This window comes from Dyella sp. LX-66 (assembly GCF_018599165.1).
Classification (GTDB): domain Bacteria; phylum Pseudomonadota; class Gammaproteobacteria; order Xanthomonadales; family Rhodanobacteraceae; genus Dyella_D; species Dyella_D marensis.
Genome location: NZ_JAHFVJ010000001.1, coordinates 92217 through 106028 on the forward strand (window position 1 = coordinate 92217; position 13812 = coordinate 106028).

Consider the following 13812-nt stretch of genomic DNA (forward strand, 5'->3'; position numbering starts at 1 on the left):
TAGCTTTAGCTCTTCGTTCCTGTATGCGACGCCATTGCAGTTCTCCCTCTCCCCTCCGGGGAGAGGGTCGGGGTGAGGGGGCGGGCGGAGCGAGGAGATGGAGTTGTTTGCGCCCTGATAGAACGATCCAAATCCGGCGCGCGATGGGCGCGCCGGATTTGAGTTGATCAAGGCACCTGCAGACCTGTCTGCAAGCCGTACTTGCGCAGCTTCTCCACCAGTGTGGTGCGCTGCATGCGCAGCAGCTTGGCTGCGTGGGCAACGACGCCGCCGGTGGCGTCGAGGGCCTGGCGGATCAGGCCTACTTCGATATCCGAGAGGTGATCCTTCAGATCCAGGCCGCCTTCCGGGAGGATGGCTGCCGATGGCTCGTGGGCAACCGAGGCGGCGATCGGGGTGGCGATCACGGGGGTGCGGCCTTCCATTACGGCCAGCAGAGCGGCGCCGGTGACTTCTTCGCCGACGGGGACGCCGCGGTATTTCTCCGGCAGGTCGCCGGCGCGTACTTCGCAGGAGGGGTACAGGATGGCCATGCGTTCGACCAGGTTGCACAGCTCGCGCACGTTGCCGGGCCAGGTGTGGCTGCGCAGGGCGTTCATCGCGCTGGCGCTGAAGCGCACGCCGCCGAGGCCGCGGCGCAGCAGGCGCTGGTTGAATTCGGCGATCAGTTCCGGCAGGTCTTCCAGGTGCTCGCGCAGCGGCGGCATCTCCAGCGGGAACACGCTGAGGCGGTAGTAGAGGTCTTCGCGGAAGCGGCCGTCGGCGATGGCCTGCTCCAGGTTGCGATGCGTGGCGGCGATGATGCGCACGTCGCAGCGCTGGGTGCGGTTGCCGCCGACGCGCTCGAACACGCGCTCCTGCAGCACGCGCAGCAGCTTCACCTGCATCGGCAGGCTCATGTCGCCGATCTCGTCGAGGAACAGCGTGCCGCCCTCGGCCAGTTCGAAGCGGCCCTTGCGCGCGCTGATCGCACCGGTGAAGGCGCCCTTCTCGTGACCGAACAATTCGCTTTCCAGCAGTTCCGCCGGAATCGCGCCGCAGTTGATCGCGATGAACGGCTTGTCGCGGCGCTGCGAGGATTCATGGATGGCGCGCGCCACCATTTCCTTGCCGGTGCCCGATTCGCCCAGCACCAGCACGGTGGAATCGAACGGCGCGACCTGGCGCACCAGCGCATTCACGCGGCCCAGCGCATTGGAGGCGCCGACGATGCGGTGCATACCGGACTGCCCGGTGGCGCAGCCGGTCTGGCCGCCCTTGAAGCTCAGCCGCGACGGCGCCGAGCAGCGGCGCAGCGCGTCGAGCAGCGGTTCGTAGCGCAACGGGAACGAGAGCAGCTCCACCGAGCGCGAACGCGAACCCGGCAGCGCGCCTGGCAGCTGCGCGGCGAGCGGGGAATCGTTCGCCACCAGCAGCGGAAGATGCAGCGCCTGCTCGCCCAAGCTGTCGAGCTGACGCTGGAAATCGTCGAGGTCCACCACGTCGCCGATGTAGATCGCGCACCAATCGCCCTTGCCGCTTTCGGCGGTATCGTTACCGGCGAAACGCGGGCGATACCCCAGGAATTGCAGCGCCGATCCGATGGTATCCGCCCGGACGGCATCCGCTTCGATGACCAGTACGTCGATGTCTTGGACTTCGTTTTGCACGCTAAACCCCCTGCCCATGGTGGTGACCGGCGTTCCTATGCCCTGTCACTCGTTTTTTCTGCTGACCCATAGCGTCAACGCTCCGACGTCGATGCCGTTGGGCTATACGCAAAATCGGGGCCAACGAGGTGGCGGGTCTATGACGGGGGGGCTGGATGGGGTCGGTTTTCCGACTACTCCCTAGTGCTGAAAACGTATTCACGACGCCGGGGAAACGCCTTAAACCGTTGAGTGATCGGCGCTAAATGAATGGATGCTGACGCTGCAGGCCCGGGCACACCGCACATGCCAAGTGTCAGACACGTCAAAAAACTGAACTTTTGGGGCCTCGGTTTTGTGATAACGATCACATTGCCTTCACGGGCTGCTTCAGGCCGCCGGCGGATGCCCTTGCCGGGTGACTGCCACTCTGCGTCGGTGATGGCGAAAAACCATCCGTTCCAGCCCTTCGCCCAAGGCGTCGGAATGATTCTCAAAGGTCAGGAACACGCGGCCGTCGGGGAAACGGCGCTCCACGCGCACCGGCAGTTCCAGCGGAAAACTCGGGCAACCGTCCAGGCGGATGCGCAGCAGCGCACCCTCCCCGGCTGGCGCCAGCGCCGGCGGCACCAAGGCGCCCACGGCGTTGAAGCGCAGGGCGTGGCGAGGCCGGGTCAGCGCGTCGGGAATCAGTACGCGGTTGATGATGTGGATCAACGCGGTGAGCTTGGCGTCCATCCGCGCAAGATCTTGCACCAGCGGACTGTCCTCGTCGGAAACGTCGGCGGTGCGCTCGTCCAGGACGTCCAGCATGCCCAGCGCCGCCAGATTGCGTTCGGCGTAGCCGGCGGCCATGCGCTCGTCCAGCGGCAGAGCCAGCGGCTCCAGCTCGGCCAGCCAGTCGCCCTCGCAGGCGAGCAGTTGCTGGAATTCGTCCCAGGCACTGGCGTTCATGTGTGGCGTTCTCCGGCGATGCCGCCTGGTCAGGCGTAGGTTGGGGTGAGCCGCAGGCGAACCCCAACGTGGCGAGGCGCATGAAGTGGCCGGCGTTGGGGTTCGCCTGCGGCTCACCCCAACCTACACGGATGGTTCCGCGACGTCAGTTGCTGGTGTACGCGGCGATGGCCTGCGAGCGGCCATGCGCGGCCTGCCATTCCTGCGCCACTTTATCGCGCTCGCGCTCCACCACCTCGCACAGGCGGCGGTTGTAGTCGATCAGGGCTCGCAGGGCGGTCTCGTCGCTGCGGCTGGCCGGCAGCACCTGTTCGAGCATGCGCTCGCGTTCGTCCTGGATCGCGGCGAAGCGTTCCCAGTCGCCCTGCTCGGCCATTTCCAGCATGCCGCGGCTCAGCGCCATCACCTGCTCCAGGCCGTTCATGGCGCGGCCTGCACGGGACGCTGCGGGCTGCGCGCGTCCATCGGGATGCCGTTCCAGGCGCGGCGCAGCTTCTGCATCAGGTCGGAAACCTCGTCCAGCGCACGCGCGTCGTCATGCAGGTTGGCGTGCAGCAGGCGGCGGCCCATATAGTCGTACAGCGCGCCGAGCTGGCCGACCAGCGGCGTTTCCACCGCAGGGTCGAGGCTTCCGCGCAGCTCGCTGATGATGTCCAGGCAGCGCGAGATCAGCTCGCCCTTGGCGGCCACCTCGCCGTGCAGCATGTGGCCGCGCGCCTTGGTCAGGCGCTCGATCGCGCCGTCCATCAGCATGGTGATGAGGCCGTGCGGGTCGGCGGTTTCCACCGTCCCGTGCGAACGCACCTGCTGGTAGGCGCCGGCGCCGTATCCGAATCCCATGGTCTGGCTCCTCGCTTACTTGCTGCTCTTGGTGAGCGCGTCGAACTGCTGCGTCAGGTAGCTGCTGGTGCTGTTGAGCTTGGTCAGCAGGGTGTCCAGCGCGGTGAAGCGCTTGGTGTACTGGGTGGTCAGCGCGTCCATGTCCGAGTTGAGGTTGTCCTGGCGGGTGCCCAGGTCCTTCAACTGCTTGTTGAGATTGTTGGTGCGCGTGGTCAGCACGCCGGTGCTGGCGGTCCAGTCGGTCAGCGGGCTGTTGAGCTGGGTGGCCATGCCGCCGGTGCCGGAGAACAGGCCGCTCACCTTGGTGCCGCCGTCGCTCAGCGCGGTGGACAAGGCGCCGGTGTCCAGCTTCAGCGTGCCGTCGATCTGCAGGGTGACGCCGATCGAGTTGAGCATGGCGCCGTTGCCGCCCGGCCCGCTGACGATGGAGGAAAGCGTGCTCTTGATGCTGTTGAGCGTGGCGTCGCCGATCAGCGCACCGGTATTGGCGCCGGTCGGATCGTAGGCGGTGAGCGACTGGTACATGCCCACGAAGTTGTTGTACGCGGTGACGAAGTTGCCCACCGCGGTGGACGCCGCCGAGCTGTCGGTGCTGACCGACAGCGTGGCCGTACCCGGCTTCCACAAGCTCAGGGTGATGCCGTCGATGGCGCCGGTCACCGTATTGCTGGCGCTGGTGGCGGCCATGCCGTCGATGGTGAATTTCGCGTCCTGCGCCGCGGTCAGCACGGACATGCCGTTGCCGCTGGACGCCGGGTTGTAATTGAGAGCCGCCAGGCCGCCGTCGCCGCCGCTGCTGCTCACCGTGAAGGCATTGGCCTGGCCGGTGGCGGTGCTGCTCAGCACCAGGTGCGCGCCGTCCGAACCGGTGACGATGGTGGCGGTGACGCCGGGGTTGCCGCTGCTCTTGTTGATCGCGTCGCGAATCTGCGACAGCGAGGAACCGTCGCTGCCGATGTCGATGCTCATCGACTTGCTGCCGACGCCGATGGTGAGCGTGCCGGTGCCGACCTTGGCATCGCTGCTGGCCACGCCGGCCGACTGCACCTTCAGCGCGGTGGCAAGCTGGCTCACGTTGAGGTTGTAGCTGCCGTTCATCGCGCCGGTGGTCGAGGTCACGCTGAACACGCTGGCGTCGCTGGTCGCGGCCTTGCGGGTCTGGAACGACGTGCCGTCGCTCAGGCCTTTCAATGCGGTCTGCAGGGCGGCGAGCGCCGAGCTGACCTGGCCCAGCGCGGAGATCTGCGTCTTCGCCGTGCTGGTCTGGGAATCGATCTGGTCCTGCAGCGGCTTTTTCTTGGCCGCCACCAGCTGGCTGACCAGGCCGTTCACGTCCAGTCCCGAACCTACGCCGGCGGCGGTAAGCGGGCCGGTGGAGGATGAAGTGGAAGAGGTGGTGATCGCCATGGTCGCTGGGTTTCCTTATGAAAAAGGACGGCCGCGCGTCATGCGCGGCCGTCCACCGGGAGTTACTGCAGGAGCTTGAGCACGCTCTGCTGGCTCGAGTTGGCCTGGGCCAGCACCGACACGCCGGCCTGCTGCAGGATGTTCGCGCTGGACATGTTCGCGGTTTCCGCGGCGAAGTCGGCGTCCTGGATCTGGCTGCGCGACGAGTCGAGGTTCTGCGAAATGGTCTGCAGGTTGGAGATGGTGGACTGGAAGCGGTTCTGCACGGCGCCCAGGTCCGAACGCAGGTTGCTCACCGACTGCAGCGAGGCGTCGACGCGGCGGATGGCGTCGTTGGCGCCGGCCACGGTCGAGATCGAAGCGTCGGACAGGTGCTTGCTGTCCAGGGCATGCGTGGCCTTGTCGGCGGCGGCGAAGCCCAGGGCGGTGGCGGCGGAAGCGTCGACGTCGGCGCCGAAGGCGGCCACGGTCAGCTTGCCGGTGGCGTCCGTCGAAGCCTGCGCGTCCACGCCGGCATCCTTGAAGCCGGAGTTCAGCGCGTCGGCGGCGTCCTGCGCGGTGTTGAACACCGTGCCGCTCTTGAGCGTGACGCTGGTCGTGCCGATCTTCACCGTCTGGTCGGCGGCGAGCGTCAGCGGGTAGGTGGCGGCGGTGCCGCTGCCGGTCACCGAGGCGGTGTCCACCTGGCCGACCTGATTGGTCTTCATGCCGACGCTGAAGTTGACGCTGATGGTCTCGCCGACGTTGGCGCCGACCTGGAACGCCACGTTGCCGGCGCTGCCGTCCAGCACCTTGGTGCCGTTGAAGTTGGTCTGCTGCGCGATACGGGTCACTTCGGCCAGACGCTGCTGCACTTCCTTATCGAGCGCGGCGCGGTCGGTGGTCGAGTTGGAGCCGGTGGCCGACTGCACGGCCAGCTCGCGGATGCGCTGCAGGTTGTTGGTCACTTCGTCCAGCGCCGACTCGGTGGTCTGCGCCATCGAGATACCGTCGTTGGCGTTGCGCACGGCCTGGTTCAGGCCATTGATCTGGGTGGTGAAGCGGGTGGAGATCGCCAGGCCGGCCGCATCGTCCTTGGCGCTGTTGATGCGCATACCCGAGGACAGGCGCTCGATGGCGGTGCTCAGCTTGCTCTGCGTCTTGGCCAGGTTGTTCTGGGCATTCAGCGAGCTGATGTTGGTGGTAACGCTCATGACCATGGGAATTCACTCCGTTGGGGTCGAAGCCGGAAAAGAGGCCGGCGGTTGATTCAGCGGGAATTCCTGCTGGAACGTCCGCCTCAGGTACTGTTTCGACCGGTTCCCATGGAACTTGAGCAGGCTGGCGATTTGGGCTAGTAACGGCCACGCCCGGCCACGCTCCGCCCCGACGGCGAGGCCGCCCGGAACGGTGGTGGTGGTGAGCGTGATCGTCATGGCCGCCTGGTTTCCTTGAGTGATGGATGGCCGCGCCCTTTGCGCGGCCATCGGTGATCGCTTACTGCAGCAGTTTCAGCACGCTCTGCTGGCTGGTATTGGCCTGCGCCAGCACCGACACGCCGGCCTGCTGCAGGATGTTCGCGCTGGACATGTTGGCGGTCTCCGCCGCGAAGTCCGCGTCCTTGATCTGGCTGCGCGACGAATCGAGGTTCTGCGAAATTGTCTGCAGGTTGGTGATGGTGGAATGGAAGCGGTTCTGCACCGCGCCCAGGTTCGAACGCAGGTCGCTCACCGCTTGCAGGGCGGCATCGACGCGGCGGATCGCGTCGTTGGCGCCATCGGTGGTGGCGATCGAGATGTCCGACAGGTGCTTGCTGTCCAGGCCGACCGTCGCCTTGTCGCTGGCTGCAAAACCCAACGCCGTGGCACCGGAAACATCGAAGACGGCATCGAGCCTGGAGGTGGCGATGCTGAGCTTGCCATTCGCATCGGCCGATGCCTGTGCATCCACGCCTGCATCCTTGAAGCCCGCATTCAACGCTGCGACCAGCTCCTTGGCATCCTTGAACGAAGCGTCCTTCTTCAGCGTGACGCTGGCAGCATCGACCTTCACCGTCTGCGCTTCGCCAAGCTTGAGCGGAAACACCGGGGCCTTGCCGCTGGCGCTCACCGAAGCCGCTTCGATCTGGCCGATCTGACTGGCCTTCATGCCAACGCCGAAGTTGACGCTGATGGTCTCGCCGACATTGGCGCCGACCTGGAACGCCACCGTACCGGCGCTGCCGTCCAGCACCTTGGTGCCGTTGAAGTTGGTCTGCTGCGCGATACGCGTCACTTCGGCCAGGCGCTGCTGCACTTCCTTGTCGAGCGCGGCGCGATCGGTGGACGAGTTGGAACCGGACGCCGACTGCACCGCCAGCAGGCGCATGCGCTGCAGGTTGTTGGTCACTTCGTCCAGCGCCGACTCGGTGGTCTGCGCCATCGAGATACCGTCGTTGGCGTTGCGCACGGCCTGGTTCAGGCCGTTGATCTGAGTGGTGAAGCGGGTGGAGATGGCCAGGCCCGCCGCATCGTCCTTGGCGCTGTTGATGCGCATGCCGGAAGAAAGGCGCTCGATGGCGGTGCTCAGCTTGCTCTGCGTCCTGGCCAGGTTGTTCTGGGCATTCAGCGAGCTGATGTTGGTGGTGACGCTCAGGCTCATGGTGCTTGCACTCCAATGGATTCGGAACCGTCGAGGACGGCGGTTCGGATTCCCATGGGAATGCCAGCAGGAACGCCGCCGCCTCAAGGAGGGCGTCGGCGGCAGCGGCATGGAGCTGCAGCGGATCGAGGGCAAAGCGCTACGCAGGGATACCAGCAGCGGACGAACGGATACGGCGGCGCGGCGCGCGGCGCCGCTGGCCCTCGTTTCCGCTCGTGCGCGTTCGCTGCTCATCCCTGCGTCCGCATCACTTCAGATAATCGAACAGCGTGGACGACTGCACCTTGGTGTAGGTCATCTGCGCGGCCTGCAGGGCGGTGTTCTGCAGATTGAGCTTGCTGATCGCGTCGTAGTAGTCCAGGTCCTGCACGTCGGTCAGCGCGCCCTGGTACTGCAGCGACAGGTCGCCGTTGAGCGACTGCTGCTGGTCCAGCGCATTCATGCGTCCGCCGATGGCGGCTCGCGTCTGGGTGACGGTGTCGATGGCCTGGTCGAGGTTGGAGAACTGCGCGTTGAGCGCGTTCTTCATCGCCGGCCCGCCGCCGGTGGTCTTCAGCGCGCCGATGATGTTGTCCAGCGTGCTGAAGATGTCCTGCTTGCCCGAAGGCCCCACGCTGAAATTGTCGCCGGCCGCCGGCGTGCCGCTGATGCCTACCTGCACGCCGCGGAAGGCCACCACCGCGTTGCCGTCGTCGGCATAGGTGCCGCTGCCGATCACATTGTTGGAGGCGTCGCGCACCTCGTAAGCCGTGGCCGAGGTGAAGGCGATGGTGTAGTTGCCGTTGTCCCACTGCGTGCGGTCGGCCACGCTGAGGGTGCCGGCCACCGCGGTGCCGGTATTGCCGGCGCCGGAAGACACCTGAAAGGTGCCGTTGCCGGTGGGGATATTCATGAACACCGCCGAGCCGGGGTCGCCGGTGGCCACCTGCATGCCGGGGCCGGCGGCGACCATGCGCTGGCCGTCGTCGCCGTTGTAGACCACCGCACCGCCCTGGGCCGAGAACGGCTGCCCGCCGGTGCGGTTGCCGGCGAACAGATAATCGCCGTTGCCGTCCTTGCCGTTGGCCAGGCCCATCAGCTGGGTGCGGATCTGGCTCAGCTCGGCGGCGATGTCGGAGCGGGTCTGGTCGGTCTGCGTGCCGTTGATGCCTTGCAAGACCAGGGTGCGCACGCGGGTCAGCGCGTCGGAGCTGGTCGACAGCGCCTGGTCTTCCAGGCCCAGCCGCGCATTGGCCGAGGTGATGTTGCGCTGGTACTGCGCCACGTCCGCGTCCATATGGCCCAGCTCCAGCGCGCGCGCCGCGCCCACCGGATCGTCCGAAGGCTGGTTGATGCGCTTGCCGCTGCTGATGCGGTTCTGCAGGTCCGACAGACTGGCCTGCCCATCGAGCATGCTGCTGACCGACTGCTGGGCCATCCAGCTGGTGGAGACTCTCATCGGATGCTCCTTCAGTTGCGCACGGCGCTGAGCAGCGCGTCGAAGATCTGGCTGGCGGTGGAAATCACCTGCGCCGAGGCCTGGTAGGCCTGCTGGTAGCGCACCAGGCTGGCGGCTTCCTCGTCGATGTTCACGCCCGACACGCCCTGCTGCGATTGCAGCGCCTGCTGGTACACCGCGTTCTGCGTGGTCAGCGCGTCCTTGGCCAGGGACCCTGCGCTGCCCACCTGGCTGGTCAGCTGCCCGTAGGCGCGGCCCACGCTGGTGGCGCCGTTGTCGAGCACGCCCAGGTTCGCCACCTTGCCCAGCGCCAGCGCGTTGCCGTTGTCGCCGCGTGCATTGGTATTGGCCTTGAGGGTGAACGTGTCGTTCGCCGCAGGCGTGCCGTTGAGGGTGAGGCTCCAGCCGTTGGCATTGATCGGCTGCCCCGGCGTATACGTCTGCGCCGCGCCGCCGTTGATGGTGTAGCTGGTCGGCGAGGTGAACACGATATTCGCCGTGCCGAGCAGGCCCGCATTGGACGGATCGGTGACCGCGATGCCGCCGATGCTGCCGCTGCCCTTGTTGGCCGCGCCGGCCGAGCCGGCGAGCGGCGCCGCCGCGGCGATCTTGTTCGGGTCGGTGATAGCCGCGCCGAAACCCGCCGCGGCCGCGGCAGTGGGGCGCACCTGGAAGCTGTCGCCGGCGCTCGGAGCGCCGCCCACCACCAGGCTCAGGCCATCGGCCTTGAACGGATCGGCGGCCGTGCCGGTGCCGGTCATCGCCACCGCATTGCCGGCGGTATCGCTCAGGCTCCAGGCGCTGCCGTCGTAGCGCATCACGTAGTCCTTGGTGGTCAGCGCGCCGACGCCGGAGATGCTGGCGCCGACCGTGCCCGTGCCCTGGTTGGCGGAGCTGATCTGCACCTGCGGCGCGCCGACGTTGAAGAAGGCGCCGCCCATATTGCCGTTGAGGTCCATGCCCTGCGCATGCTGGGCATTGAAGGCGCTGGCCATCGCCACCGCGGCGCGGCCGAGCTGGTTCTGCGCGGGGTCCAGCACATTGGTGCGGAAATCCAGCAGCGCACCGAGCGAACCGCCGCCGACCTGGCCGGTGATCACGCTGCCGCTGTCCTTGCCGACGATCTCCAGCCGCGTCGGGTCGTATTGATTCGGCGCGGTGGCCAGCGAGTAGGCGTTGGAGCCGTTGACCAGGGCCTGGCCGTTGCCGACGAACAGGCTCACCGTATGGTCGTCCTGCTGCACCACGGTGACGCCGACTTCGCCGGAGACTTTCTTGATCAGCGCATCGCGCTGGTCGAGCAGGTCGGAGGGCTCGCCCTTACCGCCGGCATAGGCGGTGCGGATCTGTTCGTTGAGCTTGGCGATGGATGCGCTGTCGCTGTTGATCGAATCGACTGTGTCGCTGATCTGGCGCTGCACCTGGGTGTTGAGCTGGTTGAACTGGCCGGACAGCGCCTGGAAGGTGCTGCCCAGCGCATTGGCGCGGGCCAGCAGCACGCCGCGCGCGGCCGAGTCGGCCGGCGCGTTGGAGACGTCGCCCAGCGCACCGTAGAACGCGTCCAGCGAGGTCTGCAGGTTGGTGCTGCCGGAAAGCTGGTTGTTGATCTGCGCGGTCAGGCTCTGGTACGTGGCCGCGCGGCTCTGGTCCGACGAGGCGGTCCACAGCGCGGTGTTGAGGTACTGGCTGTAGGCGCGCTGCACCGCCACCGTATTGACGCCGGTGCCGACGTAGAAATTGCCCAGCTGCTGCGCCTGCCGCGCGTTGAACTGCACGGTCTGCCGGCTGTAGCCGTCGGTGTTGACGTTGGCCACGTTGTGGCTGACGGTGCTGAGGCCGATCTGCGAGGCCAGCAGGCCCGAGACGCCGGTGGAAAGCAGGTCAGCCATGGTGGGCGGTCCTTGTAGCGGTACGTGTCATAGGGAATGGGGAGCACGTCATGGCGACTGTGACGGCAAAGCGTCGCCCGACTTGAGCGCGGCGAGCGCATCCAGCCCCTTGCGCATTTCCGGGCTGTTGGCGATCGCCTCGAGCTTGGCCGCGTAGGCCGGGTCGGTGGCATAGCCGCCGTGCGCCAGCGCCTTGGCGAAGCCCTTGATGTCCTCGCCCTTGCCGATGGCGCCGGCATAACGCGGGTTGTTGGCCAGCACGTCGGCGTAGTCGGAAAACGAATCGCCCGGGTTGCCATAGGCGCGGAACTGGTCGCGCTTGCGCACCGCCACGCCGTCTTCGTATTCCAGCGTGGGCACGCTGACCTTGTCGCCGTCCCAGCTGCGCCCGGCCTTCATGCCGAACAGGTTGTTGCTGCTGCTGCCGTCGTGGTGCGAGGGCAGATGCTTGCCCCAGCCGGTTTCCAGCGCGGCCTGGGCCAGCAGCGCGCGCACCGACACGCCGAGCTTCTTGGCCGCGGCCTCCGCATGCGGCGCCAGCGCCTGCACGAAGTTCACCGCGTCGCCGGTGCCGGGCATCCATGCGGCCACCTTGCCGGCGACCTTGCTGGCGCCGTGCGCGAGCTGGTCCAGCGTGCTTTGCCAGCTCGATGCGGCATCGGCGGAGGCATCGGCACCGCCGCTATCCTTGCCGCCGAGCTGGCGCATCAGCATCTGCGCGATGCCCAGGCCATGGCCGCCGTTGGACAGGCTCAGCGACAACTGGTGATCGAACAGATCGCGATAGGCATTGCCCTGCTCGCTGTCGCCGATGCCGCCGCCGGGGCTGGCTTCGCGCATCGACTTCAGCATCATCTGGGTAAAGATCGCTTCGAACTGCTTGGCGACTTGCGGCAGCGCCGACTTGCCGTCGCCGGCCGCCTGCGCGCGCAGCTGCTGGAAGCCCGACAGCTCCGTCCAGGTATTGAGCGCGCCGTTGGCCGCGCCGATGATGCCACCGTCGCCGACGGCCATCTCAGATCACCACCAGTTCGGCACGCAGCGCGCCGGCCTGCTTCAACGCCTGCAGAATCGAGATCAGGTCGGTCGGCGAAGCGCCCACCTGGTTCACCGCGCGCACGATCGTGTCCAGGCTGGCGCCGGGACCGAACTTGAACATATGCGCGCCGTCCTCGCTGACCTGCACGCTGCTGCTGGGCACCACCACGGTCTGGCCGCCGCGGCTGAACGGCGCCGGCTGGCTGACCTGCGGCTGCTCGCTGATGGTGACCTGGATGGAACCGTGCGCCACCGCGGCGGCGGTGACTTTCACGTCCGAACCGATCACCACTGTGCCGGTGCGCGAATTGACCACCACGCGCGCCGGCGCATCGCCGGGCTGCACGTCCAGCGACTGGATCATGCCCAGCCAGGACACGCGCTGGGCCGGATCGGCCGGCCCGCGCACCGCCACCGAACCGCCGTCCACCGCCTGCGCGGTGCCCGCGCCATAAGCACGATTCACCGCTTCGGCGACGCGCGCGGCGGTGGTGAAGTCCGGCGTATTGAGATTGAGCACCAGGTCGCCGCCCTGCCCGAACGAGGACGCCACGCTGCGCTCCACCGTCGCACCGTTCGGCACGCGGCCGCTGGCCGAGATATTCACCTGCACGCTGGAACCGCTCTTGCCCTGCGCGCTGATGCCGCCGACCACCACGCTGCCCTGAGCCATCGCGTACACATTGCCGTCGGCGCCGCGCAGCGGCGTCATCAGCAGCTCGCCGCCGCGGATGCTCTTGGCATTGCCGATCGAAGCCACCGTCACGTCGATCGCCTGCCCCGGCTTGGCGAACGGCGGCAGCTGCGCCGTCACCGTCACCGCCGCCGCATTCTTCAGCTGCGGCCGCACATTCGCCGGCACCGTGATGCCGAACTGCTGCAGCATGTTTTCCAGGCTCTGCGTGGTGAATGGAGCCTGGGTGGTCTGGTCGCCGCTGCCGTCGAGGCCGACTACCAGGCCGTAGCCGATGAGCTGGTTGGTGCGCACGCCGGCCACTTGGGCGAGATCGCGGATCTTGTCGGCGTGTACCGAAGCGACGCACAGCAGCAGCGAAAAGAAAAGAACGACGCGTGAGCGCATACGAACTAACCAAGGCCTAGAGACCAGCCCCCTCTCCCCTCCGGGGAGAGGGTTGGGGTGAGGGGCCGGGCGGAGCGAAACATCGAAGGCTTGCTCAAGCCCCTTACGCGAACGCCTGGCACCGATCAATGCAGTCGCGAGCACCCGCCCCTCACCCCAGCCCTCTCCCCCGTTTACAAATTTTGTGTACGGGGGAGAGGGGGAAAAGCGCGTCTTCGTATTCATCAGAACGGCATCCATTTCGAGCTGAAGAACCGCGACAGCCACCCCTGCGTATTCGCATCCGCCAAGGTGCCGCGCCCGGTATAGCCAATGCGCGCATCCGCCACGCGCGTCGACGGCACGCTGTTGTCCTGCCCGATGTCCTGCGGCCGCACGATGCCGGAGATACGCACCAGCTCCTGGCCCTGGTTGATCGTCAGCCACTTCTCACCGCGCACCAGCAGATTGCCGTTGGACAGCCGCTGCGCCACGGTCACCGTGATCGAACCCGTAAGCTGGTTGCTCTGGCTGCTGTTGCCGCTGCCATCGAAACTGCGGTCGCCGCTGGTGCCGAAGCTCACGTCGGTGCCGCCGATGCTGACCGGGCGGCCCAGGATGGTGGGCGCGGCGAGATTGCTCTTGTCCTTCTTGCTGGTGCTGGTCGAGGCCTTCTTGCTGGCCTGCGTGCTCTCCACCAGCGAGACGGTGAGGATGTCGCCCACGCGGTGCGCGCGCGGGTCGTTGAACAGCTCCATGTTCTGCGCTTCGTGATAGATCGAGCCATCCGCGGCCGGCGGCGCCACCGGTTCCTGCGGCGGCGTGGCGGCCCAGGCGGCATCGTCGCCGCGCGGCGCGGGCATGGCGCAGCCGGCAAGCTGGGCCAGGACGATGAGCGCGCCGCACAGGCGCAGGTGGCGGAAGTTCGACATAGCCTTG

General features: G+C 67.0%; 13 protein-coding genes. All 13 read right to left on the reverse strand.

Going from position 1 to position 13812, the window contains the following annotated elements; all coding sequences use genetic code 11:
• Positions 1-167: 167 nt before the first annotated feature.
• The gene (locus KK141_RS00490) at positions 168-1649 is read right to left on the reverse strand and encodes a sigma-54 dependent transcriptional regulator (RefSeq protein WP_345777547.1); all 1482 of its coding nucleotides are present in this window, start codon (positions 1647-1649) and stop codon (positions 168-170) included.
• 369 nt (positions 1650-2018) lie between these two features.
• Entirely contained in the window at positions 2019-2582 is a 564-nt protein-coding gene (locus KK141_RS00495; protein ID WP_214569536.1) for a PilZ domain-containing protein, read from the reverse strand.
• A gap of 145 nt (positions 2583-2727) precedes the next feature.
• Positions 2728-3006, reverse strand: a complete 279-nt coding sequence (locus KK141_RS00500; protein WP_214569537.1) for a flagellar protein FliT — start codon at positions 3004-3006, stop codon at positions 2728-2730.
• Positions 3003-3422, reverse strand: coding sequence for a flagellar export chaperone FliS (fliS, locus tag KK141_RS00505; RefSeq protein ID WP_214569538.1), 420 nt, complete (start codon positions 3420-3422; stop codon positions 3003-3005). Before fliS ends, KK141_RS00500 begins: the two co-directional genes overlap by 4 nt.
• A gap of 15 nt (positions 3423-3437) precedes the next feature.
• Positions 3438-4829, reverse strand: a complete 1392-nt coding sequence (fliD, locus tag KK141_RS00510; protein WP_214569539.1) for a flagellar filament capping protein FliD — start codon at positions 4827-4829, stop codon at positions 3438-3440.
• A 62-nt stretch (positions 4830-4891) separates the two neighbouring features.
• Positions 4892-6028 carry a flagellin gene (locus KK141_RS00515; RefSeq protein ID WP_214569540.1) on the reverse strand — a complete coding sequence of 379 codons (1137 nt, stop codon included), beginning with the start codon at positions 6026-6028 and terminating at the stop codon, positions 4892-4894.
• A 6-nt stretch (positions 6029-6034) separates the two neighbouring features.
• Positions 6035-6244 carry a hypothetical protein gene (locus KK141_RS00520; RefSeq protein ID WP_214569541.1) on the reverse strand — a complete coding sequence of 70 codons (210 nt, stop codon included), beginning with the start codon at positions 6242-6244 and terminating at the stop codon, positions 6035-6037.
• Between the two features lie 61 nt (positions 6245-6305).
• Positions 6306-7448 (reverse strand): flagellin, encoded by a 1143-nt coding sequence (locus KK141_RS00525; RefSeq protein WP_214569542.1) that lies wholly within the window; start codon positions 7446-7448, stop codon positions 6306-6308.
• Between the two features lie 247 nt (positions 7449-7695).
• Positions 7696-8886 carry a flagellar hook-associated protein FlgL gene (flgL, locus tag KK141_RS00530; protein WP_214569543.1) on the reverse strand — a complete coding sequence of 397 codons (1191 nt, stop codon included), beginning with the start codon at positions 8884-8886 and terminating at the stop codon, positions 7696-7698.
• Positions 8887-8897: 11 nt separating this feature from the next.
• Positions 8898-10775: a flagellar hook-associated protein FlgK gene (gene flgK, locus KK141_RS00535; RefSeq protein ID WP_214569544.1), complete on the reverse strand. Its 1878-nt coding sequence runs from the start codon at positions 10773-10775 to the stop codon at positions 8898-8900.
• Positions 10776-10823: 48 nt separating this feature from the next.
• Entirely contained in the window at positions 10824-11789 is a 966-nt protein-coding gene (gene flgJ / locus KK141_RS00540) for a flagellar assembly peptidoglycan hydrolase FlgJ (RefSeq protein ID WP_214569545.1), read from the reverse strand.
• 1 nt (position 11790) lies between these two features.
• Positions 11791-12894 (reverse strand): flagellar basal body P-ring protein FlgI, encoded by a 1104-nt coding sequence (locus KK141_RS00545; RefSeq protein ID WP_214569546.1) that lies wholly within the window; start codon positions 12892-12894, stop codon positions 11791-11793.
• A gap of 224 nt (positions 12895-13118) precedes the next feature.
• A complete protein-coding gene (flgH, locus tag KK141_RS00550) occupies positions 13119-13805 on the reverse strand; it encodes a flagellar basal body L-ring protein FlgH (RefSeq protein WP_214569547.1) in 687 nt (228 codons plus the stop codon).
• Positions 13806-13812: the final 7 nt, after the last annotated feature.

Coding starts and splice junctions, on each gene's coding strand:
- KK141_RS00495 (WP_214569536.1), bottom strand. CDS start 2,582: ATGAACGCCAGTGCCTGGGACGAATTCCAGCAACTGCTCGCCTGCGAG.
- KK141_RS00500 (WP_214569537.1), bottom strand. CDS start 3,006: ATGAACGGCCTGGAGCAGGTGATGGCGCTGAGCCGCGGCATGCTGGAA.
- fliS (WP_214569538.1), bottom strand. CDS start 3,422: ATGGGATTCGGATACGGCGCCGGCGCCTACCAGCAGGTGCGTTCGCAC.
- fliD (WP_214569539.1), bottom strand. CDS start 4,829: ATGGCGATCACCACCTCTTCCACTTCATCCTCCACCGGCCCGCTTACC.
- KK141_RS00515 (WP_214569540.1), bottom strand. CDS start 6,028: ATGGTCATGAGCGTTACCACCAACATCAGCTCGCTGAATGCCCAGAAC.
- KK141_RS00520 (WP_214569541.1), bottom strand. CDS start 6,244: ATGACGATCACGCTCACCACCACCACCGTTCCGGGCGGCCTCGCCGTC.
- KK141_RS00525 (WP_214569542.1), bottom strand. CDS start 7,448: ATGAGCCTGAGCGTCACCACCAACATCAGCTCGCTGAATGCCCAGAAC.
- flgL (WP_214569543.1), bottom strand. CDS start 8,886: ATGAGAGTCTCCACCAGCTGGATGGCCCAGCAGTCGGTCAGCAGCATG.
- flgK (WP_214569544.1), bottom strand. CDS start 10,775: ATGGCTGACCTGCTTTCCACCGGCGTCTCGGGCCTGCTGGCCTCGCAG.
- flgJ (WP_214569545.1), bottom strand. CDS start 11,789: ATGGCCGTCGGCGACGGTGGCATCATCGGCGCGGCCAACGGCGCGCTC.
- KK141_RS00545 (WP_214569546.1), bottom strand. CDS start 12,894: ATGCGCTCACGCGTCGTTCTTTTCTTTTCGCTGCTGCTGTGCGTCGCT.
- flgH (WP_214569547.1), bottom strand. CDS start 13,805: ATGTCGAACTTCCGCCACCTGCGCCTGTGCGGCGCGCTCATCGTCCTG.